Annotated in this window: 30 protein-coding genes; 23 read left to right on the forward strand and 7 right to left on the reverse strand. The window is 31.3% G+C overall.

The genetic code is table 11. The features are described from left to right. The first annotated feature begins 451 nt into the window (after positions 1-451). The 4 genes from mvk to GVY01_RS00675 all read left to right on the forward strand — a co-directional run bounded on the left by mvk (position 452) and on the right by GVY01_RS00675 (position 4,038). Positions 452-1,372 (forward strand): mevalonate kinase, encoded by a 921-nt coding sequence (gene mvk / locus GVY01_RS00660; protein ID WP_017636378.1) that lies wholly within the window; start codon positions 452-454, stop codon positions 1,370-1,372. 4 nt (positions 1,373-1,376) lie between these two features. Continuing rightward, the gene (gene mvaD, locus GVY01_RS00665) at positions 1,377-2,360 is read left to right on the forward strand and encodes a diphosphomevalonate decarboxylase (protein WP_017636377.1); all 984 of its coding nucleotides are present in this window, start codon (positions 1,377-1,379) and stop codon (positions 2,358-2,360) included. A gap of 12 nt (positions 2,361-2,372) precedes the next feature. After that, positions 2,373-3,449, forward strand: coding sequence for a phosphomevalonate kinase (locus GVY01_RS00670; RefSeq protein WP_017636376.1), 1,077 nt, complete (start codon positions 2,373-2,375; stop codon positions 3,447-3,449). 247 nt (positions 3,450-3,696) lie between these two features. Further along, positions 3,697-4,038 carry a DUF1450 domain-containing protein gene (locus GVY01_RS00675; RefSeq protein WP_017636375.1) on the forward strand — a complete coding sequence of 114 codons (342 nt, stop codon included), beginning with the start codon at positions 3,697-3,699 and terminating at the stop codon, positions 4,036-4,038. Positions 4,039-4,080: 42 nt separating this feature from the next. On the opposite strand, the gene merA is transcribed toward GVY01_RS00675, so the two are convergent. The 3 genes from merA to GVY01_RS00690 form a co-directional block, all read right to left on the reverse strand. Further along, complete coding sequence (merA, locus tag GVY01_RS00680; RefSeq protein ID WP_017636374.1) at positions 4,081-5,403, reverse strand: hypothiocyanous acid reductase MerA; 1,323 nt, start codon at positions 5,401-5,403, stop codon at positions 4,081-4,083. Then, positions 5,390-5,833 (reverse strand): redox-sensitive transcriptional regulator HypR, encoded by a 444-nt coding sequence (hypR, locus tag GVY01_RS00685; protein ID WP_017636373.1) that lies wholly within the window; start codon positions 5,831-5,833, stop codon positions 5,390-5,392. The genes merA and hypR overlap by 14 nt, the downstream gene beginning before the upstream one ends. Positions 5,834-5,939: 106 nt before the next feature. Further along, on the reverse strand, positions 5,940-6,611 hold the full coding sequence (locus tag GVY01_RS00690; protein WP_017636372.1) for a type 1 glutamine amidotransferase: 672 nt from the start codon (positions 6,609-6,611) through the stop codon (positions 5,940-5,942). A 121-nt stretch (positions 6,612-6,732) separates the two neighbouring features. Between GVY01_RS00690 and GVY01_RS00695 the strand changes: the two genes are divergently transcribed. The 5 genes from GVY01_RS00695 (at position 6,733) to GVY01_RS00715 (ending at position 11,170) form a co-directional block, all read left to right on the forward strand. Further along, entirely contained in the window at positions 6,733-7,671 is a 939-nt protein-coding gene (locus GVY01_RS00695; protein ID WP_017636371.1) for an aldo/keto reductase, read from the forward strand. 211 nt (positions 7,672-7,882) lie between these two features. Continuing rightward, positions 7,883-8,422, forward strand: a complete 540-nt coding sequence (locus tag GVY01_RS00700; RefSeq protein WP_017636370.1) for a flavodoxin family protein — start codon at positions 7,883-7,885, stop codon at positions 8,420-8,422. Between the two features lie 248 nt (positions 8,423-8,670). Beyond that, complete coding sequence (locus GVY01_RS00705) at positions 8,671-9,147, forward strand: GNAT family N-acetyltransferase (RefSeq protein ID WP_017636369.1); 477 nt, start codon at positions 8,671-8,673, stop codon at positions 9,145-9,147. Positions 9,148-9,290: 143 nt separating this feature from the next. Continuing rightward, positions 9,291-10,589 carry an HD domain-containing protein gene (locus GVY01_RS00710; protein ID WP_017636368.1) on the forward strand — a complete coding sequence of 433 codons (1,299 nt, stop codon included), beginning with the start codon at positions 9,291-9,293 and terminating at the stop codon, positions 10,587-10,589. A 74-nt stretch (positions 10,590-10,663) separates the two neighbouring features. Then, positions 10,664-11,170: a YwhD family protein gene (locus GVY01_RS00715; protein ID WP_017636367.1), complete on the forward strand. Its 507-nt coding sequence runs from the start codon at positions 10,664-10,666 to the stop codon at positions 11,168-11,170. A gap of 68 nt (positions 11,171-11,238) precedes the next feature. Here the strand turns inward: GVY01_RS00715 and larC are convergent, their stop codons facing one another. The 4 genes from larC to larA are packed head-to-tail and all read right to left on the reverse strand — an operon-like array spanning position 11,239 to position 15,345. After that, positions 11,239-12,417, reverse strand: coding sequence for a nickel pincer cofactor biosynthesis protein LarC (gene larC / locus GVY01_RS00720; RefSeq protein WP_108017120.1), 1,179 nt, complete (start codon positions 12,415-12,417; stop codon positions 11,239-11,241). A gap of 16 nt (positions 12,418-12,433) precedes the next feature. Further along, on the reverse strand, positions 12,434-13,192 hold the full coding sequence (gene larB / locus GVY01_RS00725; protein ID WP_108017119.1) for a nickel pincer cofactor biosynthesis protein LarB: 759 nt from the start codon (positions 13,190-13,192) through the stop codon (positions 12,434-12,436). Between the two features lie 34 nt (positions 13,193-13,226). Next, the gene (larE, locus tag GVY01_RS00730) at positions 13,227-14,051 is read right to left on the reverse strand and encodes an ATP-dependent sacrificial sulfur transferase LarE (RefSeq protein WP_017636365.1); all 825 of its coding nucleotides are present in this window, start codon (positions 14,049-14,051) and stop codon (positions 13,227-13,229) included. 28 nt (positions 14,052-14,079) lie between these two features. Then, complete coding sequence (gene larA, locus GVY01_RS00735; protein ID WP_017636364.1) at positions 14,080-15,345, reverse strand: nickel-dependent lactate racemase; 1,266 nt, start codon at positions 15,343-15,345, stop codon at positions 14,080-14,082. A 279-nt stretch (positions 15,346-15,624) separates the two neighbouring features. Between larA and GVY01_RS00740 the strand changes: the two genes are divergently transcribed. The 14 genes from GVY01_RS00740 (at position 15,625) to GVY01_RS00800 (ending at position 26,875) form a co-directional block, all read left to right on the forward strand. Next, the gene (locus tag GVY01_RS00740; RefSeq protein WP_017636363.1) at positions 15,625-15,864 is read left to right on the forward strand and encodes a hypothetical protein; all 240 of its coding nucleotides are present in this window, start codon (positions 15,625-15,627) and stop codon (positions 15,862-15,864) included. A 173-nt stretch (positions 15,865-16,037) separates the two neighbouring features. Continuing rightward, on the forward strand, positions 16,038-16,430 hold the full coding sequence (locus tag GVY01_RS00745) for a hypothetical protein (protein ID WP_017636362.1): 393 nt from the start codon (positions 16,038-16,040) through the stop codon (positions 16,428-16,430). Positions 16,431-16,523: 93 nt separating this feature from the next. Beyond that, the gene (locus tag GVY01_RS12705; protein ID WP_017636361.1) at positions 16,524-16,649 is read left to right on the forward strand and encodes a hypothetical protein; all 126 of its coding nucleotides are present in this window, start codon (positions 16,524-16,526) and stop codon (positions 16,647-16,649) included. A 149-nt stretch (positions 16,650-16,798) separates the two neighbouring features. Continuing rightward, a complete protein-coding gene (locus GVY01_RS00750; RefSeq protein WP_017636360.1) occupies positions 16,799-17,212 on the forward strand; it encodes a DUF1934 domain-containing protein in 414 nt (137 codons plus the stop codon). Then, the gene (argS, locus tag GVY01_RS00755; RefSeq protein WP_017636359.1) at positions 17,212-18,873 is read left to right on the forward strand and encodes an arginine--tRNA ligase; all 1,662 of its coding nucleotides are present in this window, start codon (positions 17,212-17,214) and stop codon (positions 18,871-18,873) included. Before GVY01_RS00750 ends, argS begins: the two co-directional genes overlap by 1 nt. Positions 18,874-18,963: 90 nt before the next feature. Further along, on the forward strand, positions 18,964-19,596 hold the full coding sequence (locus GVY01_RS00760) for an endonuclease III domain-containing protein (RefSeq protein ID WP_017636358.1): 633 nt from the start codon (positions 18,964-18,966) through the stop codon (positions 19,594-19,596). A 177-nt stretch (positions 19,597-19,773) separates the two neighbouring features. Then, on the forward strand, positions 19,774-20,286 hold the full coding sequence (locus GVY01_RS00765) for a DUF805 domain-containing protein (protein ID WP_017636357.1): 513 nt from the start codon (positions 19,774-19,776) through the stop codon (positions 20,284-20,286). 2 nt (positions 20,287-20,288) lie between these two features. Further along, positions 20,289-20,798 carry a DUF805 domain-containing protein gene (locus tag GVY01_RS00770; protein WP_017636356.1) on the forward strand — a complete coding sequence of 170 codons (510 nt, stop codon included), beginning with the start codon at positions 20,289-20,291 and terminating at the stop codon, positions 20,796-20,798. Between the two features lie 217 nt (positions 20,799-21,015). Then, the gene (locus GVY01_RS00775; RefSeq protein ID WP_017636355.1) at positions 21,016-22,362 is read left to right on the forward strand and encodes an MATE family efflux transporter; all 1,347 of its coding nucleotides are present in this window, start codon (positions 21,016-21,018) and stop codon (positions 22,360-22,362) included. 308 nt (positions 22,363-22,670) lie between these two features. Next, complete coding sequence (locus GVY01_RS00780) at positions 22,671-23,567, forward strand: ABC transporter substrate-binding protein (protein ID WP_017636354.1); 897 nt, start codon at positions 22,671-22,673, stop codon at positions 23,565-23,567. Between the two features lie 148 nt (positions 23,568-23,715). Then, a complete protein-coding gene (locus GVY01_RS00785; RefSeq protein ID WP_017636353.1) occupies positions 23,716-24,666 on the forward strand; it encodes a FecCD family ABC transporter permease in 951 nt (316 codons plus the stop codon). 52 nt (positions 24,667-24,718) lie between these two features. Continuing rightward, positions 24,719-25,441 carry an HAD family hydrolase gene (locus GVY01_RS00790; RefSeq protein WP_029056399.1) on the forward strand — a complete coding sequence of 241 codons (723 nt, stop codon included), beginning with the start codon at positions 24,719-24,721 and terminating at the stop codon, positions 25,439-25,441. Next, positions 25,425-26,213, forward strand: a complete 789-nt coding sequence (locus GVY01_RS00795) for an alpha/beta fold hydrolase (protein WP_108017118.1) — start codon at positions 25,425-25,427, stop codon at positions 26,211-26,213. Before GVY01_RS00790 ends, GVY01_RS00795 begins: the two co-directional genes overlap by 17 nt. A 155-nt stretch (positions 26,214-26,368) precedes the next feature. After that, positions 26,369-26,875 carry an SA0570 family protein gene (locus GVY01_RS00800; RefSeq protein WP_159333604.1) on the forward strand — a complete coding sequence of 169 codons (507 nt, stop codon included), beginning with the start codon at positions 26,369-26,371 and terminating at the stop codon, positions 26,873-26,875. Positions 26,876-26,990: the final 115 nt, after the last annotated feature.

A 26,990-nucleotide genomic window follows, 5' to 3' on the forward strand; every position in this document is an offset into this window, starting at 1 on the left:
TAATATGACTTAGTACCACAATATAATCGATATTGAGGTTTAATGTCTTTAAAATAAGACGGTTTTTTATAGTTTTTGCAGTGATAACGTAGTTTAATAAACTATAAAAATGATGTATTGAGTACATTAAATTTCTTATATTATATATAAATCTGTGTATTCCAAGAATTATTTGTAGTATTATAGTTTAGGTGGAAAAATTTATATAAAAAGAGCAGATTTAAGTTTATAAAATGTAAAAATGTTTACAAAACCTTAGTTAAAGGTAAATATATTCAAGATTTTGTATAGAGGTATAAAATATATAGTTTGTTATTTAAAATCGTAATAATATCATTACATATGATACTCGTTAAAATATTACTCTGTAAAAAACTATATATACAAACATAAACACGTAAAGACAATGAAGAATCAGATTAGTGAAGGTATAATAAAAGGTGATAATAACATGACAAAAAAAGGATACGGGGAGTCTACCGGTAAAATTATTTTGATAGGCGAGCACGCAGTAACTTTTGGCCAACCTGCTATAGCTATTCCATTTAACGCCGGTAAAATTAAAGTGTTAATAGAAAGCCTTGAAAAGGGAAATTATTCAGCCATCGAAAGTGATGTTTATGATGGTCTTCTTTATGATGCGCCAGAGCATTTAAAATCAATCGTGACACGTTTTATCGACAAAACGGGTGTAGAAGAGCCATTATTAATTAAAATTCAAACTAATTTACCACCTTCAAGAGGGTTAGGATCAAGTGCAGCAATAGCTGTTGCTTTTACTAGAGCAAGTTATGATTTTCTAGGAGAAACTTTAAGTGATAAAGAATTAATTGAAGAGGCTAACTGGGCAGAAAAAATTGCTCACGGTAAACCAAGTGGTATTGATACACAAACGATTGTTTCTAATAAACCAGTATGGTTTCAAAATGGTCATGCTGAAACTTTAAAAACACTTCAATTAAATGGCTATATGGTTGTTATTGACACTGGCGTAAAAGGTTCAACAAAACAAGCAGTTGAAGATGTTCACAATTTATGTGAATCACAAGAATACATGAAACATATTGAAAATATTGGGGACTTAGTATACCAAGCAAGTCAGGCAATCGAATATCATAATTTCAAACAATTAGCCAATATTTTTAATGAATGTCAGCAAGATTTAAGAAATTTAACAGTAAGTCATGATAAAATAGAAGAGTTGTTAGAAATAGGAAAATCCCATGGTGCAATTGCAGGTAAATTGACTGGTGGTGGACGTGGCGGAAGCATGTTGTTACTAGCTGAAGATTTACATACTGCAGAAAAAATTGTAGCGGCAGTTGAAAAAGCAGGAGCTGCACATACATGGATTGAGTATTTAGGAGGTTAACCCATTGGCAAAAAGTGGCAAAGCGCGTGCACATACAAATATTGCATTGATTAAATATTGGGGAAAAGCTGACGAAAAGTTAATTATCCCTATGAATAATAGTCTATCTGTATCATTGGAAAAGTTTTATACCGAAACTGAAGTAACGTTTGACAGTGACTATCAAAATGATCAATTTATTTTAAATGGTGAAGAAGCCAATGAAAAAGAAACTAAAAAAATTCAATCTTATATGGATATTGTTAGAGAAGTAGCAGGTACAAATTTACATGCTCGTATTGATAGTCATAATTTTGTGCCGACAGCTGCTGGTTTAGCATCATCTGCAAGTGCATACGCAGCGCTCGCAGCAGCTTGTAACGAAGCTTTACAACTTCGATTAACAGATAAAGATTTATCTCGTTTAGCACGTCGTGGGTCTGGTTCGGCATCTCGAAGCATTTTCGGTGGTTTTGCTGAATGGGAAAAGGGTCATGATGACGAAACATCATATGCTCATCCAGTCGATGCAAATCATTGGGAAGATGATTTGTCTATGATATTCGTCGTTATCAATAATCAATCTAAAAAAGTATCCAGTCGTTCAGGTATGTCATTGACACGTGATACATCTCGCTTTTATCAATATTGGTTAGATCACGTAGATGAGGATATAGCTGAAGTTAAGCGCGCGATGTCATCTAAAGACTTTAAACATCTTGGAGAAGTGATTGAGGCAAATGGTTTACGTATGCATGCTACAAACCTTGGTGCTCAACCGCCATTTACATATTTAGTACAAGAAAGCTATGATGCAATGGCTATTGTTCACAAATGTAGGGAAATGGGATTACCTTGTTATTTCACAATGGATGCTGGTCCAAATGTGAAAGTCCTTGTTGAAAAGAAAAATAAACAAGCAGTGATTGAACAATTTAAAAAACAATTTGATGATTCAAAAATAATTGCAAGTGATATTATCGCTACAGGCGTTGAAATAATTAAGTAAGGAATTGATAGAATGATTCAGGTCAAAGCACCCGGTAAACTTTATATAGCTGGTGAATATGCAGTTACAGAACCAGGATATAAATCTGTGTTAATTGCATTAAATCGCTTTGTTACAGCAACAATCGAACCTTCAAATCAAGTTGAAGGTACAATTCATTCAAAGACATTACATCACGAACCTGTAACATTTTATAGAGATGAAGATAGCATCGTCATTTCTGATCCACAGGCAGCTAAACAATTAAATTATGTTGTTACAGCCATAGAAGTGTTTGAACAGTATGCTAAGAGTTGTGATATCCCTCTAAAACATTTTCATTTAACAATTGATAGTAACTTAGATGATGCTAATGGTAATAAGTATGGTCTTGGTTCAAGTGCCGCTGTGTTAGTGTCAGTTGTTAAAGTACTTAACGAATTTTATGAATTAGAATTATCTAATCTTTATATTTATAAATTAGCAGTTATTTCGAATATGAAATTACAAAGTTTAAGTTCTTGTGGCGACATTGCCGTAAGTGTTTATAGTGGCTGGTTAGCATATAGTACATTCGATCATGACTGGGTTAAGCAGCAAATCGAAACGACTTCAGTAAATACGGTATTAGACAAGAATTGGCCTGGTCTTCATATCGAACCATTACAAGCGCCAGAAAATATGGAAGTATTAATAGGATGGACTGGTTCACCAGCATCTTCACCACACCTAGTTAGCGAAGTTAAAAGACTTAAATCTGATCCCGCTTTTTATGGCGAATTTTTAGATAGTTCACATCAATGTGTTGAAAATTTAATCCATGCATTTAAAACTAACAATATTAAAGGTGTACAAAAGATGATTCGTCAAAATCGTCTTATCATTCGTCAAATGGATAATCAAGCATCAGTAGATATTGAAACAGAGAAATTAAAACATTTGTGTGACATCGCTGAGCAACATGGCGGTGCTGCTAAAACTTCAGGAGCTGGCGGTGGAGATTGTGGTATTGCCATCATTCACCAAAATGCTGACAAACAAAAGATATATGAAGAATGGACGTCTAATGGTATTAAACCTTTACTATTTAAAATATATCATGGGCAATAATGATATGAACCTTTTAAAATGATTGATTTTATCGTCGTTATAACAAATAACTTGATGATAAATATCTAATCTATTTTAGAAGGCTTTTTTATGAACAAAACGTTACATAGTTAAAAAGTAACTTGAATTTTTTGGTAAAAAGAGTAAAATAATTAAAGTTATATATAGATTAGGAAGCACAATTATAAAAATAGATAACTATTAAAAAGTAATAATACAAAAATATAGAAAGGTGGGCGATGACAATATGAAAAATAAATTTTTAATATGCGATGAATGTCAGGCAGTTAACGTTAAAACTTTGCAAAAGAAATTAGAAAAGTTAGACCCTGAAGCTGAAATAGAAATAGGTTGTCAGTCATATTGTGGTCCAGGTAGACGTAAGACTTTTGCATTCGTAAATAATCGTCCACTAGCTGCTTTAACTGAAGAGGAATTAATTGAAAAAGTTACTAAACAACTGAAAAAACCTCGAGATCCTGAAGAAGAAGAACGTCTAAGAAAACGAAATGAAGAACGTAAAAGACGTAAAGAAGAACAAGATAGAAAATTAAAAGAAAAACTTGAAAAGAAAAAAGCATTGAAATAATAGTAGAGAAGCCATCATATTAACGAATGATGGCTTCTTTCTTTATATGTTAAACAAATCGTTGAATGATTCTGTCATTGTTGGATGTGTGTAGATATTATCTCTTAAAACTTGATATGGAACGTTTTGATCCATTGCTAACTTAATTAGGTTAATCATTTCTTCTGATTCTTTACCATATAATGATGCGCCTAAAATTTGATGATTTTCTTTATTAATGACTACTTTAAATAATCCTCGACTGTCATTATTAATTTTATGTCTGGGAATTTGATTGACGGGAAGTAGCTTGTCTATATAATTATAATTTGCTAATTTAGCTTGATCGCTAGTCATTCCAACTCGAGATAATGGTGGATCTATAAACATAGTATAAGGTATGAAACCTCTATTTTTTGTTGTACGATTTCCATCTCCATAAAGATGAGATTGTATAATACGATAATCATCTAATGATATATAAGTAAATTGCATGCCACCTTTAACATCACCAGCTGCATAAATATGTGCTACTGATGTTTGTAGATGTTCGTTCACTGCTATTGAACCATCTTTAGTTAATTGGATATCAGTATTTTCCAATCCTAAATCGACATTTGGTCTACGTCCTGTCGCAAGTAATACAGCATCAGATTCAAAGTCTCCTTGAGTGGTTTTAATAATGGTTTTGTCGACATCATCAATCAATTCAGTCGTATTAACATTAGTTAAAATAGTAACATCCTTATTCTCTAAGTCATTAATAATTGCATTAACGATGTCACTGTCTTCTCTAGGCATTAATTTTGAACCATGTTCTAAGATGGTTACTTTAGTATTTAAATTAGCAAACATAGAGGCAAATTCTAAAGCGATATAACCCCCACCAATGATTACTAAATGTTTAGGTTGATAAGATATATTTAATAAACCAGTGGAATCAAATAGATGTTTAGCATTATTGATACCTTTAATATTAGGAATATTTGCTTTAGCTCCAGTATTAATAATGATACGTGGGGCTGTAATAGTGTTAATGATGTCGTTGTTTTTATCTAATAAATGAACTTCAGTATTTGATTTAAATTGCGCTTTATAATTCAATACGCTTATATTTTCGTCGTTTGCTAAAAGTTGATAGTTTTTTTGATTTAATGCTTGTACAACTTCTTTTTTTCTTGAAAATGCATCCTCAAATTTTGTACCTGTAATTCCGTCATGAACAAGTACTTTTGATGGGATACACCCTATATTAATACAAGTACCGCCATACATAGCAGATGATTGCTCTATCATTGCGACTTGTTGTCCTTGTGCTGCTGCGAATTTTGCTAATGTCTTCCCGGCTTTACCAAATCCAATAATAATTAGATCATATTTGTTCATTGATGTTGTCCTCCTGTTGTATTTGATGAACTATATCTTGGATAGTTATAGAACTATAGTAGTTTAATATATGATTTGCTTCTTGGTTTTGATGGTATGTCATTGTATCGGCAATATGTCTTGCTATGATGCAATGACTTGATTGCTTCCCTGTAAAAATACGTTTTTGATTAGGTTGTTTATCTAACACAAAGTATTGATATAAGTCAGACAGTTTAACATGTTTTGTCATATCATTAGCCTGGTAGCCACCACTTTTTCCACGAATGGTGACAATATAATCGTGATAGGTAAGAAGCGTTGCAACTCGCCGTAATTGAACAGGGTTAATGCAAGTAAGTTCTGCTAATGCTGTACTGTGATATCTTTGATGATTATGTTTTGTTAAGAAAGCGAGCACATGAATCGCAATATTAAACTCTAAGTTCATAACATCCTCCAAAATGTAACTGTTATAGTTACATTAAATAAAAAAATTAATTAATAGTCAAGGAGTATAAATTTGAAGAGATTAAAAGTACGATTTTTAATTAATCTTATGATTGCGTTATGAAATCTAATAATTTAAACATGACTTCTTTATTTTCCTCAGGTACATCATAGTTAATAATCTCTTGAGGCGTTTGATTTAATACTGAATCAACTGCATAAGTATAGTCATTAATAACGATTTCTTTAACGTCGTAAGGCCCTGGTTCAAAATGGAATTGTAATCCAATTACATTTTGATTTAGTAGAAAGCCTTGATTGTTTAAATGCTCACTTGAAAATAATAGCTCGGCATTTTTAGGTATTTGAAACATTTCTTCATGCCAATGTAAAGCCATTAATTCTTTTGGTAAGTATGGAATAGTATCAGTTTCTAGGTAAACTTTATCCCAACCAACTTCTTTCACTGGTGATTTACTTACTGTGTAGCCAATCGCTTTTGTAATTTGTTGTGCACCATAACAAGCTCCAAATATTGGCTTATTCACTTTTAATAAGTCTCTTATAAGTTCTCTTTCTTTATAAATCCATTCATCTGTATCATTAGGACTCATAGGCCCACCTAAGATAATAAGTAAATCTGTTTCGTCTGCAGTTGGTAATACACCGTTATAAAAATAGGGATGATAGATATATAAGTCATGGTTATTTTCTTTTGCCCAATCACCAATAGCTCCTACACCTTCATTTGGTGTATGTTGTAAAACATTAATTCTCATTTAATCAACTCCTTCTCATAGTTACTTTATAATATCAAATATTACTATATGAATGATACGTTTAATTTTAGGGTAAACATAAAGCATTAAAATACAATTCGCTGAAGGAGAGATGAATAGAATGGCTCAAGAAGTAACATTAGGTAAATCAGATGTTAAAGTATTTCCAATCGCACTAGGTACTAATGCTGTAGGTGGACATAATCTTTATCCAAATTTAGATGAAGAACAAGGTAAAGAAGTTGTTAGACAAGCGATTAATAATGGAATTACATTACTAGATACAGCATTTATTTATGGTCCAGAACGTTCTGAAGAATTAGTTGGAGAAGTTGTGAAAGAATATCCAAGAGAACAAGTCAAAATTGCTACGAAAGGCTCTCATTATTTCGATGAAAACAATGATGTACATCAAAATAATGATCCAGAGTTTATTAAACAACAAGTTGAAAACAGTTTAAAACGTCTTCAAACAGATTATATTGATTTATTTTATATTCATTTTCCAGATGATAATACGCCAAAAGATAAAGCAGTTGCAGCATTACAAGAATTAAAAGAAGAAGGAAAAATTAAAGCAATCGGTGTATCTAACTTCACATTAGATCAATTAAAAGAAGCAAATAAAGATGGTTTAGTAGATGTTGTTCAATTAGAATATAATTTATTGCATAGAGAAAATGAAGAAGTGATGGCATACGCTGCTGATAATCAAATTACATTCGTGCCATATTTCCCATTAGCGTCTGGAATTCTAGCGGGTAAATATGATGAAGATACAACATTTGAAGATCATCGTGCGACAAGAAGAGACTTTAAACCTGAGGTATTTAAAGATAATGTACGTCGAGTAAAACAGCTTACAGATATTGCTGAAGCTCATGATACAACTATAGCTAATGTAGTGTTAGCATTTTATCTTACTCGTCCAGCGTTAGATGTTGTAATTCCAGGTGCGAAACGTGCTGAACAAGTGGTAGAAAATATTGAAGCGGCTAACGTAAAATTATCACAAGACGAAATTGATAAAATCGATTCTCTATTTCCAATTAACAAATAAATAAACCAACCTTTTTTAAAATTAATCCCGTAAATAAGCTAAATATTGGCGATTTACGGGATATTTTAAATTTATATAATTCCAATTGATTAGATATAATAGTTAAAATTTTTTCATTCTCTGATACATATTTTTAACTTTAACGGGTAAAAAAACATATTGAATAGTTGAGCAACTTACTTAAAGAATAATAGATAAGGAGGAAAGGGTAATGATTACAGTTTTATTCGGTGGCAGTCGTCCAGAAGGAAACACAGCGCAATTAACGCAATACGCATTAGAAAATGTTGAACACCAATGGATAGACGTTACACAATATCAATTAAATCCAGTAAGAGATGTACGTCATAATGATAAGAAGATAGATTCATATCCAGATGATTATGAACAATTAATCAAAACTGTGCTAGAAAGTGATGTTGTCATTTTTGCGTCGCCAATTTATTGGTATAGTTTATCAGCATCATTAAAAGCGTTTATTGATCATTGGTCAGAAACAATGGTAGATGAAAGATATTCAGATTTTAAAGAAATAATGTCTAAAAAAGACTTTAGATTAATATTAGTAGGTGGAGACTGTCCGAAAGTGAAGTCTAAACCTTGTGTTGATCAAATGAAATATACATTAGAATTTATTGGCGGAGAACTCGCTGGTTACATTATTGGTACAGCTGAAAGACCTGGCGATATCATGAAAGACAATTACGCATTAGAAAGAGCGAGAGAATGGAATCATTTATTCAAACAATAGAATTAATGTAAATAACTTGTAGTACAATATAAGACCCTTCGCTTATGTATTAGTGAAGGGCTTTGTTATGTTTATAGTACTTCTTACAATACGAAGAATACAAAATATGAATTTTTATGAGTTGTTTTCATAGATAATTTTAAAAAATATATAAGTATATAAAATTAAATACGCTGCGTTAAATGAATACGATACATATATGATATAATGCATTTATTAATAACTTGTAATTGTTAGGGGAGACAAAAATGCATAGAGTCAGAGAAGCAACAAGTACAGATGCGATAGCGATTAGAGATGTAGCAACAAAAGCTTGGTATAATACGTATTTAAATATTTATGCTGCTAGCACAATCAATGAATTATTAGCAGCGTCATATAACGAAGAACATTTAAAGAAAAGAATGCAAGAACAATTATTTTTAGTTGCAGAAGAAGATGAAGAAATTGTAGGTTTTGCCAATTTTATTTATGGTGAAGAATTATATTTATCAGCGCATTATGTACATCCTGAGTCTCAACATAAAGGCTATGGTACGTTGTTATTAGAAAAAGGTTTAGAGTCATTTAAAGGGAAGTATGACACGGTTTTCTTAGAAGTTGATAATCAAAATGATGAAGGTATTCATTTCTATAAAGAACAAGGGTTTGAAATTATAAGATCTTATCAACCAGAAATGTATGGTGAAGTCATGAATTTAGCATTAATGAAGAAAGTCTTTTAGATCACAATCATTTTTATTTTAAAGAAAATTACAATGAATATATGCTATCAATGATTATGACTACTAACTAAATTTAATAGAGTTTATAGAGTAAATGTTAGGGGACATAAAAATATATGTCTCCCTTTAAAAGGAGGTATTTCATGACACAATCATCGTATGCAACGACGAAACTTGCAGAGGAAAAGGTATTCAAAGACCCTATACATAGGTATATACATGTTAAAGATCAATTGATTTGGGATTTAGTGAAGACAAGGGAATTTCAAAGATTACGTAGAATTAAGCAACTTGGCACATTATATCTTTCCTTTCATACAGCTGAACATAGTCGATTCGGGCATTCTCTAGGTGTTTATGAAATAGTGCGTCGTATGATAGATGAGACGTTTGAAGGTCGCGATGCATGGAATAATGAAGACCGTCCTCTTGCCTTGTGTGCTGCGTTGTTACATGATTTAGGTCATGGACCGTTTTCACATAGCTTTGAAAAGATTTTTAATACAGATCATGAAGCGTTTACTCAGGAAATTATTACCGGAAATACAGAAGTAAATGAAGTATTGAGTCGTGTTTCAGCTACATTTCCACAACAAGTAGCTGATGTAATTAATAAGACTCACGATAATAAGTTAGTAATATCTATGATTTCATCACAAATTGATGCAGACCGAATGGATTATCTACAACGTGACGCTTACTTTACTGGAGTATCATATGGTGCTTTTGATATGGAACGTATTTTACGTTTGATGAGACCTTCTAAAGATGAAGTTTTAATTAAAGAAAGTGGTATGCATGCAGTTGAAAATTTCATCATGAGTCGTTATCAAATGTATTGGCAAATATATTTCCATCCTGTCAGCAGAGGTGGAGAGGTATTATTAAATAACTGTCTGAAAAGAGCTAAACAACTATATAATGAAGGGTATCAATTTAAGAAATCACCTGAAGATTTTATACCATTTTTCGAAGGGACAATGACAATTCAACAATATGTTGATTTAGACGAAGCAGTTGTTATCTATTATTTGAAAAAATGGGTCGAGGAAGATGACATGATTTTGAGTGATTTATCACGTCGTTTTATTAATCGTGATTTATTTAAATATATTCCGTTTGACGGCTCAATAATAACAATTTCAGAACTTCAAGAGTTATTTGAAGCGGGAGGAATTAATCCTAATTATTACTTTGTGAGCGAGTCGTTTTCAGATTTACCTTACGATTATGATCGACCAGGTTCTAATCGTAAACCCATTCACTTACTAAGAAGAGATGGTTCAATTAGAGAGATTAGTAATCAATCATTAGTCATTAATAGTATTACAGGAATTAATAGAGAAGATTATAAATTATATTATCCAAAAGAATTGATTTTAAATATTAAGGATGAAGAGATAAAAGGTTCTATTATTAATCTTTTAAATGAATTAAATTAATCAATCGATTGATAGAAATTGTTTGCTCATTTAATATAGAATTCAGTTGGAAATTGTCAGAGGAGGTGGCCTACGTGTCAGAAAAGAAAGGTTTTAATTTTAATATTATTAAAAATGATCCCTTAGATGGACATAAAGGTACCAATATTGGTTCAATTACTTTAGATAATATTGCGCCAGTATTTATAGATGTTGCAAATCAAGAAGCTTTTATTGATATTGGTGGCATGCATGCACGTGCTAAAGTTGAAAAAGGTGTTAAATGGATTACCGACAAATCAGAAGTAGAAGGCGAAGAAGCAAAAGAATACTGGCTTTGTTGGGTTACTACTGAAAGAGGAGAACATGGCCCATATTACGCTGGTGTAACGGGATGCTATTTATTAGTAAATAAAAGCATTCGTCGTGGGTATAAAAGTATGCCTGAACATGTGAACATGATGGATAAATCTATGAAACATCAAATTATTATCGATCATATTGGTAAAGAGAATAAAAAAGTACTTAAAGACTTTTTACAAAATCATAATGAAGATATGTGGAATAACTCAAGCAAAGAATTATTTGACGCATTTGAATAAATAATTAATAAACCAACAACTTTCAAAATCATCCTTTGATGATGTGTAGTTGTTGGTTTATTTTTATATTATAAATTGAGTTGTTCAACCATACATTTAGTTATTTGTTGGTAAATAGTTTGGATATTTTGATTATACTTTTTGGCGATTTCTTTGATTTGATCAAATTCTGGTTTGGTTTTGATTAATTCATCATTTTTATAAGCTAATTTAACTGACACATTGCCATAAGGTGTTTCAATATCATGATATTTACGGCTTAGAATACGACGATTAACTTTATAACTTCTAACACCTAACGTTGATGTATGTGTAAGTATGAAATCTTCGATAGTTGATTTATCATTTGGTTTACAAATAACTGTAAGTTGAGTAGCTGGGCGTTGTTTTTTCATAATAATTGGTGTGTAGAATATGTCCAATACCTTTTGATTTAAAGTATTTTCCATTAAATCACCTAACATTTCAGCGGTCATATCATCAATTTGACATTCTATGACCTGTACCTGGTCAGCTTCATTTTGTTGGTCTAGTACTTCAAATTGAATGACTCTTAACACATTTGGAAAGTCGAAATCTTTGGTTCCGGCTCCATAACCAATGTTCTTCATTGTATTTGCAGGAAATGTACCAAACGAAGTTACAAGACTTTTAGCAAAAGCTGCCCCAGTAGGTGTAGTTAATTCACTAGATACATTAAACTGAGCTAAAGGGATTCCTTTTAATATTTCTGCAGTAGCTGGTGCTGGAATTGGATAAATACCATGTGCGATTTTTATTCGACCATTTCCTGTTGGAATAGGTGAACAATAAAGGGTATCTATGTCTAAAAGTTCTAGAGCAATACAGCCTCCAATGATATCAATGATTGAATCCATAGCGCCTACTTCATGAAAATGAACTTCGTCTACTGACATACCATGTATTTTAGCTTCAGCATGTGCAATAACATTGAAAATAGCTTTGCTGCGCGTTTTAACTCTATCATTTAAAGTACTATTATCTATAATGTTATATATATCAGAAGCTTTACGATGATGATGTGATTCTTCAAAATCAATTTTCAGTGACGTGGCTTGTATGCCTTGCTTCATTACTTTATTAAAATGTAATGAAAACGTATCGATGGGTAATTTTTTTAATTCATTTTCAATTTCCTGAGGATTAGCACCTATATCTACAAGTGCGGATAATAGCATGTCACCAGCAATACCGGCATGACAATCTAAATACAATGCATTACTCATATTAGTGTCTCCATTTCTATTTATTTTCCAACATGTTTATAATCATCGAAGCATTATAACCAGCACCAAAACCATTATCTATATTAAGTACACTTGTTCCAGGCGCGCATGAATTTATCATTGATAATAATGTTGTTATCCCATTTAAATTTGCACCGTAACCTACACTAGTAGGCACTGCATAAACAGGATGATCCACTAATCCTCCGACAACACTAGCTAATGCACCCTCCATACCTGCTATAACAATTGAAACATGACCTTTACGTATATTTTGGATATGTTCAAAAAGGCGGTGAATACCTGAAACACCAACATCATAAAATCTTTGAACATTTGTGCCCATGACTTCTGCTGTTAAGGCTGCTTCTTCAGCGATAGGTAAGTCCGAAGTGCCAGCACATAATACTGAAATGTACGCGTTTGATTTAGGTATAGCATCAATTGGACTAGATATGATTTGTGCTAAATCATGATATTGTAATTGTGGATGCTTATTGATAATATATTGCGCTTTGTCATTATTCACTCGAGTTACGAGAATAGTTTGATTGGTATTAAGTAAACTTTCGATAATTTGATCAATTTGTTCTTTAGTTTTACCTTGTCCAAAGATGACTTCAGGGAAACCTTGTCTTTGTGCACGATGTAAATCGATTTTAGCAAAGCCCAATTCGTCGTAATGACGGAGTTGGGCTTTCGCTTCTTCTACAGATATTTGATTGTCGTGAACCTTATTTAGAATTTGTTCTAGTTGTTCGTTGTTATCTTTCATATTTTGACATCCTTATAATTATTAGAATTAATACTTAAAATTCAGATGACTTAGTGTTTATAACTTCATTCATACTGCCTGTACGATAACCTTCTAAATCGATAGTTACGTAGTCAAATCCTAGCTCTTTAAGTCTTAATGTAATATTTGTTTTATTTTGAATAACTGTAGATAACGCATCATCTTCTACTTCAATACGTGCTATATTTTGATGATAACGTACACGAACATTATTAACACCTAAACTAAGAATGTATTTTTCTGCTTCATTAACTTTATTTACTTTTGAAAAGCTTAATGGTTCACCATATGGAATTCTTGAAGCTAAACTACATAATGCTGGTTTATTCCAAACTGGTAAATGATGCTGTTGACTTAAATCACGTACTTCAGATTTGTATAGCTCAGCTTCTTGAAGTACACTTCGAACATTAAATTCTTCTCTAGCTTTTAATCCAGGACGGAAATCTTCTAAGTCATCCATAATCATTCCGTCGATAACATAGTTAAATCCGACTTGTTTTCTGATACCTTCTAAATTGCTATACATCAAACGTTTGCTATAATACCAGCTTTCTGGTGTGTTTTTAATAATATTTTCATCATTCAATTCAGACATTTCAGCTTCTACTACATGAATACCTAAGCTATTACCAAGTTCGATAGCTTGGTCAAATTCTTCATTACGGAAAAGTTCAGATTTGACTACAACAGGCATTACATTTTCAGTTCCTAAATTGTCGATTGCTTTTTTAAGAACGAGACTACTATCTACACCACCAGAAAAGGCGATAACTACACTTCCCATATTGTTTAATAATTGATCTAATTTTTCTTCTTTATTGTTTATATTAGTCATGTTGAATTCCTCCTATAAGTAATTTAAATTATTCATTTTCTACGTATGGAATTGTTAATGGACCTTGAGGCATGACACCAATCGTTAATGGACGACCATACGATTCTTCTAATTCTTGTAATGTTTTTTCGATATCTGATGTAGGATTAAGCATTGAGTCTTTAAGTTGTTGGTCAGTTAACTCTGAATATACATATACATTGGCAAATGTTTGAATACTTGCTTGTTTTTGTACTTGCCATTGGTCAACTTCAGAAAAGTTAGGATCATGTATTAAATCTAAAATACCTTGAGGCGTATCTGCCATTTTGAAAATTTCAGCGAATTTACCATGATCTGGGAAACCATCTGCACATTCAGAAACCATAATAATATTACCGCCTTCTTTAACCACTTTACTTGCAGCACTCATACCTTTAACAGTTTGATAAAGATTTTGGTCAAGTGGATAACCTGAGTTAGAGGCAATAACGACATCGAATCTTTGATCACATTTAAACATGGCATGTTCTTTAACATAGGCACAACCTTGTTTGTGTGCTTCAAAAACTTCTCCGGCAAATGCTGCAGTAATCTCTTTATCTTTGTTTAATGCAACGTTTAACATAAAGTGTGGCTTACACATTTTATTTACTTCACGAGCCATATTTTGGACAGGATTATCATCTAAATTTCCCCAAGTTGAACGAGGGTCGCCAATCATTTGGGCATTATGGAAAGTTTGAATGGTTTCAATTCCAGCAATACCTGGCATAATACCTTTAGGACCACCAGAAAAACCTGCAAAAAAGTGAGGCTCAATAAAACCAGTCACAATTTTAAAATCAGATTCTACATAGTCTTTATTTAAATAAACATCACAACCATATTGACTATGGCCAACTTTTGTTAAGCTTTCTTCTTCATTACAATGATTGTGAACAATTTTAACAGTGTCAACAATGTCTTCGCCTAACATACTTATTAATTCTTCTCGTGTTTGATCTCTATGTGTGCCAGTGCCATTGATAATCACAAAGTTTTCTCGAGGTACATGACTTAACTCTTCCATTAATAACGGTACCAATATATGGTTAGGTGTAGGTCGTGTAATATCACTAATGACAATAGAAACTGTATCACTACTTTTAACCATGTCTTTTAAAGGTTTCGAGTTGGTAGGATGTTGTAATACATCTTTAATCGTTCCCTCTACATTTTCCACTGGATCAATATTTAAGGGTTCTATGACTGTGCTATCGTCAGGAACTTCAACATCTATTTCGGATTTCCCATATAATACTTTTGTTATCAAAATATTCCCCTCCGTTGTAGAAGCATTGAAATCTCTTCTTGTTTTTGTTCTGAATTGTTTGATTATTATAGTTAAATTATATCATAGGTATTGCAAAATTTTAATTTATGAAAGTATATAACTATTACCACCATTGAATTGTTCTTTTATATGTAAATGTAAATTTATGAATTAATATTTTGTTTTCTATATTTATATTGTAAAAAAAGATTAAATAGTATTAACAAATTCATCAAAAAAATGTATATTTAATTTAGATAAACATAAGGAGGGTAAAATATGCCTGAACAACAAAAAGATAATAATGCATTAGTTTTTATAATCCTTGGATGGGTATTTTCTGCTTTATCACTAATAGTATTACCAATTATTTTTGGTCCAGCAGGAATTGTGTTTGGTGCTTTAACAATTAGTAAAGGTAAAAAGACACACGGTATTATCATTATCGTCGCTGCAATAGTATTTGCTATTTTAGGGTTCACTTTAGGATATATTATTGCATCAAATGCAGGTGCATAATTTTACCAATTGCTTTTAAGAAAAATCATATGTAAGTAGAATTATTAAATTTAGTAAGAAAATAAAATACAGCTATAAATTCAGCCATTCATTTTGAAAAAGAATGAATGGCTATTATTATAGGAAAGTTTAATGATTTTTAATGAATTAAAATTGATATAGGGGATGAGACCATGCAATTTAAATTAAAAGAAGATGAACTAATAGATTATTTAGAACTAAAATATCCTGAGTTAAATTTTGTTAAAGGTAGATTTTTAGTAGGACAACATAAGCAAGAAGACTTACATGTGTATTATTTAGGAGAAGATACGTTTGCGTGTGTCACTATTGCATTTAAAACTTTTGAAATTAAAGATGCTGATATTTTAGATTATGCACCTGTTATAGAGATAAGACTTAAAGATGGTATGTTATTTAGAAAAATGCGAATTGTAACTGAAGCGGGTGTATTAAAATATGGCACATCTAAAGTGTTGCTAAGTGACTTTCAAAAAGAAAACTATGACAAGTTTATAGATGGAAATAAAGAAAAAGTGATTTATAAAGAAGGAGCGTTCCAATAGTTATCATTTCAGCATAGGGTATATTTACACATACATATAAAAATGATAATATAAAAATTAAATAATTAATATTATAGAATATGAGGTATAGACATGAATAAATTAATATTCATTACAACATTGAGTTTCGGCATCGTATATTTCTATAAGTATCAAATGGAAAAATATAAGTATCAAAGTGATATTGTTGATATTGAATCAGTAGAAGATTTGATTTAAGTATACTTGTTTTACTTTAAGTGGGTGAACTAATATTAGTTTGCTCATTTTTTTGTTTTTTAAATATTTTAAATAGGCCAATACTACAAGCAATAGGGCAATTATGCTATAATATCATGTATTATTGTGTAGAATAAGGGAGTAGTAAATTGGAAAATAATGTAAAAATTCAAACGAAACAAATTATTAAACAGAACGGCGATAAAGAGAAGTTTGATTTTACTACTGAGGGATCATGGCACAAGCGTCAGTCTCACATCATTAGATATAACGAAAATATAGATGATGCCAAAGTGAATGTAACGATTAAGATAGAGGACGACGGCGTAAAATTGATCCGTAAAGGCGACATTAATATGAACTTTCATTTTGTAGAAGGTGCGGAAACAACGACCCTTTACGATATACCAGCTGGACGTATTCCATTAAATGTTAAAACGTTAAGTATTCTACATTTTGTAACACCAGATGGTGGTAAACTGAAAGTACATTACGAACTATATCAAAATGAAGAAAAAATGGGTTCATACCAATATGAAATAAATTATAAGGAGTTAGGCTAATGAATATTATCGATCAAGTAAAGCAGACGCTTATTCAAGAAATAGAAGCAAGTATTAAAAAAGCTGAATTAGCAGAAGATATTCCAGAAATTAAAATTGAAATACCTAAAGATGTAAAGAATGGAGATTATTCAACAAATATCGCAATGGTATTAACTAAAATTGCTAAACGTAACCCAAGAGACATTGCTCAAGCGATTGTCGACAACTTAGATGCTAGTAAAGCACATGTTAAACAAATTGATATTGCAGGACCTGGATTTATTAATTTCTATCTAGACAATCAATACTTAACTGACATCATTCCAGAAGCAATCCAAAAAGGACATCAATTTGGGAATGCAGAAACATCTAAAAACAAAAATATTTTACTTGAATATGTATCAGCCAACCCAACTGGTGATTTACATATCGGTCATGCACGAAATGCAGCTGTTGGTGACACGCTAGCTAATATTTTAATTGCAGCAGGTTACAATGTCACACGAGAATATTATATTAATGATGCTGGTAATCAAATTTCTAATCTTGCACGCTCTATCGAAACACGTTTCTTTGAGGCGCTAGGTGATAACAGTCATGAAATGCCTGAAGATGGATATAACGGCAAAGATATTATTGAAATTGGTAAAGATTTAGCTGATAAACAACCAGAAATTAAAGATTATAGCGATGAAGAACGTTTGAAGACATTTAGACAGCTAGGTGTCGATTATGAAATGTCTAAATTGAAAAAAGATTTATCAGATTTCCATACTCATTTTGATAGTTGGTTTAGCGAAACATCTCTTTATGAAAAAGGAGAAATTAAAGAAGTATTAGCTAAAATGAATGAATTAGGCTATACCTATGAAGCAGATGGTGCGACTTGGTTACGTACATCTGACTTTAAAGATGACAAAGATAGAGTTTTAATTAAAAAAGATGGCAATTACACTTATTTCTTACCTGACATTGCCTATCATTTTGATAAAGTTCAACGTGGAAATGATATTTTAATCGATTTAATGGGTGCTGACCATCACGGTTATATTAATCGTTTGAAAGCGTCACTTGAAACTTTTGGTGTAGACAGTGACCGATTAGAAATTCAAATCATGCAAATGGTACGTTTAATGCAAAATGGTGAAGAAGTTAAAATGAGTAAACGTACAGGCAACGCGATTACTTTACGCGAAATTATGGATGAAGTTGGTGTGGATGCTGCGCGTTACTTCTTAACTATGCGTAGCCCAGATACACACTTTGATTTTGATATGGAATTAGCAAAAGAACAATCTCAAGACAATCCAGTGTATTATGCACAATATGCGCATGCTCGTATTTGTTCTATCTTGAAACAAGCTAAAGATCAAAGTATTGAGGTTAGTACTGATGTTGATTTTTCAAAAATTACTAATGACAAAGCAATTGAATTATTGAAAAAAGTAGCTGAATTTGAAACTACGATTGAAAGTGCTGCAGAATCAAGAGCACCACATCGTATGACTAATTACATTCAAGATTTAGCTTCTCATTTCCATAAATTCTATAATGCTGAAAAAGTACTTACAGATGACATTGAAAAAACAAAAGCACATGTTGCATTAATAGAAGCGGTAAGAATAACATTAAATAATGCTTTAGCATTAGTTGGTGTGTCAGCTCCAGAAACAATGTAGTAAATAGTATAAAACAAATTGTCTCAAATACCCTTATAGCTGCGGTTATAGGGGTATTTTTAATATAAAGAAATAGAAAGTGGTGAAAAATTGTTACACACACAAGAGTTATATGACATTCTATATCAAAATATGGGGCCTCAACATTGGTGGCCTGCCGCCAGTGAAATAGAAATGATGTTAGGAGCAATACTCGTCCAAAATACAAATTGGAAAAATGCAGACTTAGCCTTAACATCTTTAAAACATGAGACAAATTTTAATCCACAACACATTTTAGATATACCACTAGAAGACTTACAACAAATCATTAAATCGAGTGGATTCTATAAAAATAAAGGGAAGGCTATACATGCTTTATTATCATGGTTAAATGATTATCAATTTAATTATGAGGCTATTGTTTCAAAATTTGGAGACGATTTGAGAAAGGAATTATTAAAAATTAGAGGCGTCGGCAGTGAAACGGCTGACGTATTAATAGTTTACATTTTTGGTGGAATAGAATTTATTCCAGATAGTTATACGAGACGTTTGTATGCCAAATTAGGATATTCTAATACTGATAGTTATGATAAGTTTAAAAAAGAAATTCAATTACCAAGTACTTTTACGAATCAAGATGCTAATGAATTTCATGCTTTGTTAGATAACTTTGGAAAGAACTACTTCAATATTAAAAATGGCACACATTATACCTTTTTAGATCCGTATTTTGAATAAAATATTGTATATAAAGAATTATGATAAGTATTGGTATTCTTTGATTTTGTGAATTTGAATCATATCATAATCATTTTAAAATTCATCATAACTATAAATTACTATTATTTTGAAAACGTTTGAAAAATAATATATAAATTATATAATAGGAAATAAGAAAAAATAGGAGAAATGATTATGATTAATGCATATAAAAAGTTTTGGCAATATGCTTTTACGTGTGAAGGACGGACACGACGCAAAGATTTTTGGTTAGGTGCTTTATTAAATATTATTTGTTTAATAATCATGGCGATTATTGCTGCATTAGTTTTTGCACATATGGAAAATGGTAAAGTTTTATACGATATTGTGTTTTATATATTTTATGTTGTGCTGGCAATACCTATGTTTTCGATATCAGTGAGACGATTTCATGATATAGGTAAAGGAAAAACAATACCAATCATCTATTTGGTTTTAACATTACTATCCCCTATATATCAGATTAGTGAGGATTATAAATGGATTTCTCAAATTTCTGATTCAAATGTAGCATTATTAATAATTATAGCTATTGTCTCAATAATTCTTGCAATAGCATCTATTGTCATTTCAATTATGGCTCTAGTTTACTGTGTTAAGGATAGTGAAGAAGGAACGAATCAGTATGGTCCCAACCCTAAAAAAGTTAAAAATAAAGGAGATTAATTATGATTAATGCATTCAAAAAATCTTGGCAAAACGCCTTGATATTAGAAGGACGAACTCGAAGAAAAGATTTCTGGTGGGCCTTGTTACTTAATACTATTTTAATGGCTATTTTAACATTATTATTTGATTTTTTATCAAATATAACAGGAAGTTTTGGTATTGTTTTCGACATTATAGATTATATAGTGGCTATCATCTTTTATATAGTAATTTTCACATTATCAGTAAGACGATTTCATGATATTGGCAGAGGCATGACGATACCAGTTATTATGCTAGTCACATCAATACTATCTTTAAGTAATGAAATTATAAAAGAATATCACCTAGATAGTCAGTTAGATATAAATAATCATATTTTAATAGGGATAATTAGCCTAATTGCATTAATATATTTCATATTTTTAATTGCTATCTCACTTATTTGTTTAGCTTATTGCATACAAGATAGTGAAAAAGGAACAAACCAATATGGACCTAATCCTAAAGGTGAGACAACTCAATCTTAAATCAAATACTAATTTTTTAAAACTGTGTTACGAGCTTTGTAGCTTATAATACAGTTTTATTTTGTATAAACTCATCAGCAACTATAAATTAGTTCTTAAAAAATGGGACTTATATTTAACAAATTGACATTATCCTAGTGAATAAGTAAGATAAAAAAGTTATAATCAAATGATAATATGAGTCGCTTGTTTAATTACTATGAATGAGGGTGGTTTCATGCCAAGTAATCAAAGAGATTTTACACATGGTAATATATTTAAATCTTTATTCTTTTTCTCAGGACCAATCATGCTTACAAACCTTCTTCAATCTTCGTTTCAGATTATTGCGAGTTTATGGGTAGGTAATTTATTAGGTGCACATGCTTTAGGTGCAGTTGCAATTTCAACGACGATTTTACTTACAATGCTTTCTTTTATTATTGGTCTCAATAACGCAGTATTAACGATATTGTCTCAATTTTTCGGTAAAAAAGATTATCAAGGTTTAAAACAATATTTGAATGCCTTTGTTGTTGTTATGACAACGATGGCAATTATTTTTGGTGCCCTTGGATTTATCTTTTCAAAGCAATTATTATTATTGATGGGAACACCGGAGTCTTTATTAGGACAAGCTAATACCTATTTACAAATAAGCTTTTTAGGTATTTTATTCTTATTCGGATATAATTTTGTAAATACAGTGTCACGTGCGCTTGGAGATAGTAAAACACCGATGCGTATCGTTTTTCTAGCTGTTGTACTCAATGCTTTTTTAGCGCCATTATTTATAGGTGGATTTCAGTTAGGCATAGCGGGTGCGGCACTTTCAACAGTTGTATCTCAAGGTCTAGCGTTTATTTATAGTTTATATCATTCAATGAAACACGAATTAGTTCCTTTCACCATTCCTAAAGTACCATCTATAGAACAAGTGTTATTAATATTAAAATTAGGGATACCAGCCGGTCTACAAATGGCTGTTATTCAAGGCGGTAATGCAGCTATTTTAAGTGTAGTGACTCAATTTGGTGGAGATACTGTAGCTGGTTTTAGTGCATCTCAAAGATTAGATAGTTTAATCATGTTACCGGCAATGGCACTTGGAACGGCGGTAAATAGTATGGCAGGTCAAAATATTGGTGTTGGTGATTGGAAAAGAGTTAGACAAATTGCCAAAGTATCTGCATTATATAATTTCATGATTATGACTACGATTGCATTAATTGTTATTTTAGTTGCAGATGTTGCAATTAGATTCTTTATTCAAGATCCTGAAGCCGTTAATTTTGGTAGTCATTACTTGAGAATTGTAGCGCTTTGTTATCCATTCTTAGGCTTAAATTTTGTGTTTAATGGTATTGTGAGAGCATCAGGAGCCATGTATCAAGTGTTAATTTTAAATATCATCTCATTCTGGATACTAAGATTTCCATTAACTGAGCTTTTTTCAAAAATGTTTGGTCAAAATGGTATTGCTATAGGTATGGGAATTGGTTTTATTATAAGTAGTATCTTTGCAGTCTCATATTATCAATTTGGAAAATGGGATCAAAAAGTCATTACTGAAGAAAATAAGTAATAGATTAAAACAAAGAGGTCGGGACAAAAGCGCTTAGGATTTGAGCAGAACCGAACGATGAGCAAAATTGTTTCTCAAATTTTGTCGAATCGTGAGAGCTTCTGCCGAAAATCCTGCTTTTGGGACGCCGTTAATCGGTTTCCCAGAGCACAAAAACTTTATGTCTCAACCTCATTTTTGTTTAAAATCGATGTAAAAATAAATTATATTTTGAAAAAATGAAAAACCTAATGAAATTTGTATAGAATTTGATATGATTAAAAGAAAGATTATACATATAAAAATTAAACTGAATGGAATGAGAATATATGAAACGTCATTTGTGGATAGTCATGATAGCTACAATTTTAATTCTAGCAGGTTGCAGTCAAGGTAATGATTCTAAATCATCTAATAATAAAGATAAACAAGCTTCTGATGGAAAATCACCATATCATCGAATCGTTTCGCTAATGCCAAGCAACACAGAAATTCTATATGAACTTGGTTTAGGAGACAATGTAGTAGGTGTATCTACAGTAGATGATTATCCTAAAAATGTTAAAAAAGGGAAAAAGCAATTTGATTCAATGAACTTAAATAAAGAAGCGTTATTAAAAGCAAAACCTGATTTAATACTTGCGCACGAATCACAAAAATCATCATCTGGAAAAGTATTAGATTCACTAAAAAAAGACGGGATTAAGGTCGTCTATGTGAAAGATGCTCAATCAATTGATGAAACATACGATACATTTAAATCTATAGGAAAGTTAACGCATAAAGAAAAACAAGCGAATCAATTAGTCAAAGAAACGAAAGACAATGTAAATAAAGTAGTGCAATCTATTCCAAAGCATCATAAAAAACAAAATGTATTTATTGAAGTATCATCAAAACCAGATATTTACACAGCAGGTCAGCATACTTTCTTTAATGATATGTTAAACAAACTTCAAGCTAAAAACAGCTTTAATGATATTGAAGGTTGGAAATCTGTAAGCAAAGAAAGCATTATAAAGCACAATCCAGATATATTTATTTCAACTGAAGGAATGTCACAATCTGATTATAAAAAAATTATCGAAAAACGTGGTGGATTCGATAAAACGAATGGGGTAAAACACAATCGCATTGAAACAGTAAATGGTGACGAAATATCACGACCAGGACCTAGAATTGATGATGGATTAAAAGAATTAAGAGACACTATTTATAAAAAATAATATAAATTTAAAAGTACTAGCAGAAACATGTCAGGCCTATAAGTAAAGTTTTTAGATAGGTAGGTAACTTGAATGGCTAGTACTTTTTTTATTTAAAATTTGTTATGATGAGCACGATATCTATATTGTAAATAGGAAAGAGAATAAAATGAAAAAGTTGAAAACAATTTTAATATGGACATTATTATTAATAGTGATTACTTTAATAAGTTTGGTATGGCAAATTGGTGATTTATCAGATCCATTTAATCAAACTATTTTATTGAAAGTTAGATTACCAAGAGTGATGGAAGCTGTACTTACGGGAGCAACTTTAACTTTAGCAGGTCAAATGTTTCAGACTGTACTTAATAATCCATTAGCTGATAGTTTTACGTTGGGGTTAGCAAGTGGAGCAACATTTGGTTCAGGTTTAGCACTTTTTCTTGGTTTAAGTTTCTTGTGGATTCCTTTTTTCTCTATTGGCTTTAGTCTTATTACACTTGTAATAGTGTTAGGACTAACTATGGCATTATCTCACGGGTATCCTGTGCGAGTTTTAGTACTCATTGGTTTGATGATAGGTGCCTTATTTAATGCTTTATTATATATTTTGGTTTTAATTAAGCCACAAAAATTAAATTCAGTAGCCAACTATTTATTTGGAGGATTTGCCTCTGCTGAAATTGAAAATAATATAGTGATAGCTATCGTATTAATTGTAGCTATTGTATGTTTATCCTTATTAATCCGTTCTATTAAATTATTACAACTGGGTGAATTGAAGGGGCAGTCTTTAGGTTTAAATGTTCAACGTATTACATTTATAGTACTTACTATAGCTTCAATTATAACGGCAGTTGTCGTAGCCTATGTGGGCATTATCGGCTTCATAGGTATGATTGTGCCTCAATTAGTCCGTCGTTATTATTGGCGTTTTGAGTTAGGAATACAGATGATTTTGAATACAATCATTGGGGCTACTGTTATGATAATGGCAGATTTCATAGGAAGTACGGTTATTCATCCAATACAAATACCAGCCAGTATAGTCATGGCATTACTAGGTATACCAGTATTATGTTATATATTATTATCTCAATATAAAGTATTACGCTAATCCTATTCATTTGCTAAAATAGGAATTAATAAACTATGAAGAGGTTACTAAGATGGATTTGAGTCATATAAAAGCAATTGTCTTTGATTTAGAGGGGACATTGCTAGATCGAGTAAAATCACGTGAGAAATTTATAGAAGAACAATATGAAAGATTTCATGATTATTTTGTCCATGTACAGCTCGCTGATTTTAAAAATAAATTTATCGAGTTAGATGATGATGAAGATAATGATAAACCGGATTTGTATAAAGAAATTATAAAGCAATTTCATATTGATAGATTAACTTGGAAAGATTTATTTAATGACTTTGAGATGCATTTCTATCGTTATGTCTTTCCTTATTATGACACGTTATACACTTTGGAGAGATTGTCTAATGCTGACTATCTTATTGGTGTTATAGCTAATGGGAAATCAAAAATAAAGCAATTCAGATTACATTCTTTAGGTATTATGCATGTGATTAATTACTTATCTACTTCTGAAACAGTAGGTTATCGAAAACCCCATCCAAAAATATTTGAAGATATGATTGATCAACTAGATGTTAAAGCAGAGGAGATTATGTATGTCGGAGACGATGCTTTAAATGATGTCGCACCTGCACGTGCCATGGGAATGGTAAGTGTATGGTATAAACAAGAATATGCTGAAATAGAGCCTCTTAAAGAAGAAGTAGATTTTACAATTACAACAATCGAAGAATTATTAGATATATTACCGAAAAACTTTAACTTAGAAGGAGAACAATCTAATGGATTTATTTACTAGAAATGATGGAACAACATTACACTACAATACGTTAGGCGAGGGTTATCCTGTAGTGCTTGTTCATACAGCATACGATAATTATTCTGTTTTTAATAATTTGGCTAAAAAGCTTGCTAAATCATTTCAAGTGGTGTTGATCGATTTAAGAGGGCATGGATACTCTGATAAGCCTAGAAACATAGTATTTAAAGAGTTTTCAGATGACATTATCGCATTATTAGATTACATATACATAGACCAAGCTGCATTTATTGGCCATGAACTAGCTACTATGATTATATCTGATTTGGCTGTAAGATATCCTGACTATGTTTCTTCATTAACTTTAGTTAATCCTACATCTGTTGAGGGAGAATTACCTGAAGAACGATTATTTAGAAAATATGCTCATAAAATACGTAATTGGAATGAAGAGGAACAGTCTAAATTTTTAAATAATAAAAAATATTACAAACCACGTAAAATAAATAAATTTTTAAAACATGTAGAAGATACGAATGCTATTTCAACAAAAGAGGAAATACAAGCTATCGAAGAGGTATTTAAATCTAAGGGTATTGCTGAAGTATTTTCAGAAGTAGAAGCACCGACCCTAATTATTGCTGGAGAATATGGAGAAAGAACAACAACATTAGAAGCGAAAGAAGTATTAGATTTAATAGTACACGGAGAATTTTTAGTGTATAGTGCTTCTAGTTTATATCCATTTGTAGAAGAAGAACATAAGTTTATTGATGATGTATCCACATTTATCAAGCAACACATACGTTGATAAACAATATAAACATTGGTTTAATGAAGGGTTTGTGTAAGACTTTAGAATGAAATCTGTAATGTTTTTGTAATATTATTGTCATTTTAGTAATATTTATAGTATACTAACAGTAAGCACAAGAAAGAGATATTGATAAAAAGGAGCGTGTGCTTATGAAAAAGCTAATGGCATTATTACTTGTTTCAGGTCTAGTTGTCACAGGAGTAAACGTTAATCACGTTGAAGCAGCAACTGGAAATTCACTTCAAACCGTTCAACAAATCACTCAAGGCGATCAATCATTAGAAAATGTTAAAATAGGCGAGTCTATTCAAAGTGTTTTAAATAAATATAGTCATCCAATTTATTCTTATAATGAAAATGGATCAGAACACTATTATGAATTTAGAACACATAAAGGCGTTCTATTAGTTACAGCAGATGGCAAAAAAGATAAAGGTCACGTGACACGTGTATCTATGACTTATAATAAAGCTGACGGACCAACATATAAATCAGTTAAACAAAATGTAAGCCCTAGTGCTGTAAGCCGTGTACATTATAATAAAGTAACTGGTAACTTTGGTTATATCCAAGACAAAAATGCAAGCTATCAATTTAGCTCAAATTCACCTAAAGATAAAAATGTAAAACTTTATAGAGTGGATTTAGGTAAATAAAATAGCGTTTTAAATAGCTAATAACCGATAAACATATTCATAAATGATATACATGTCATAAAGTTAGGAATTTAGTTCAACTTTAAAGGTGTACATCAATATTTTGAATATATGT

The sequence above is a fragment of the Staphylococcus sp. 8AQ genome, assembly GCF_902506595.1.
Classification (GTDB): domain Bacteria; phylum Bacillota; class Bacilli; order Staphylococcales; family Staphylococcaceae; genus Staphylococcus; species Staphylococcus pasteuri.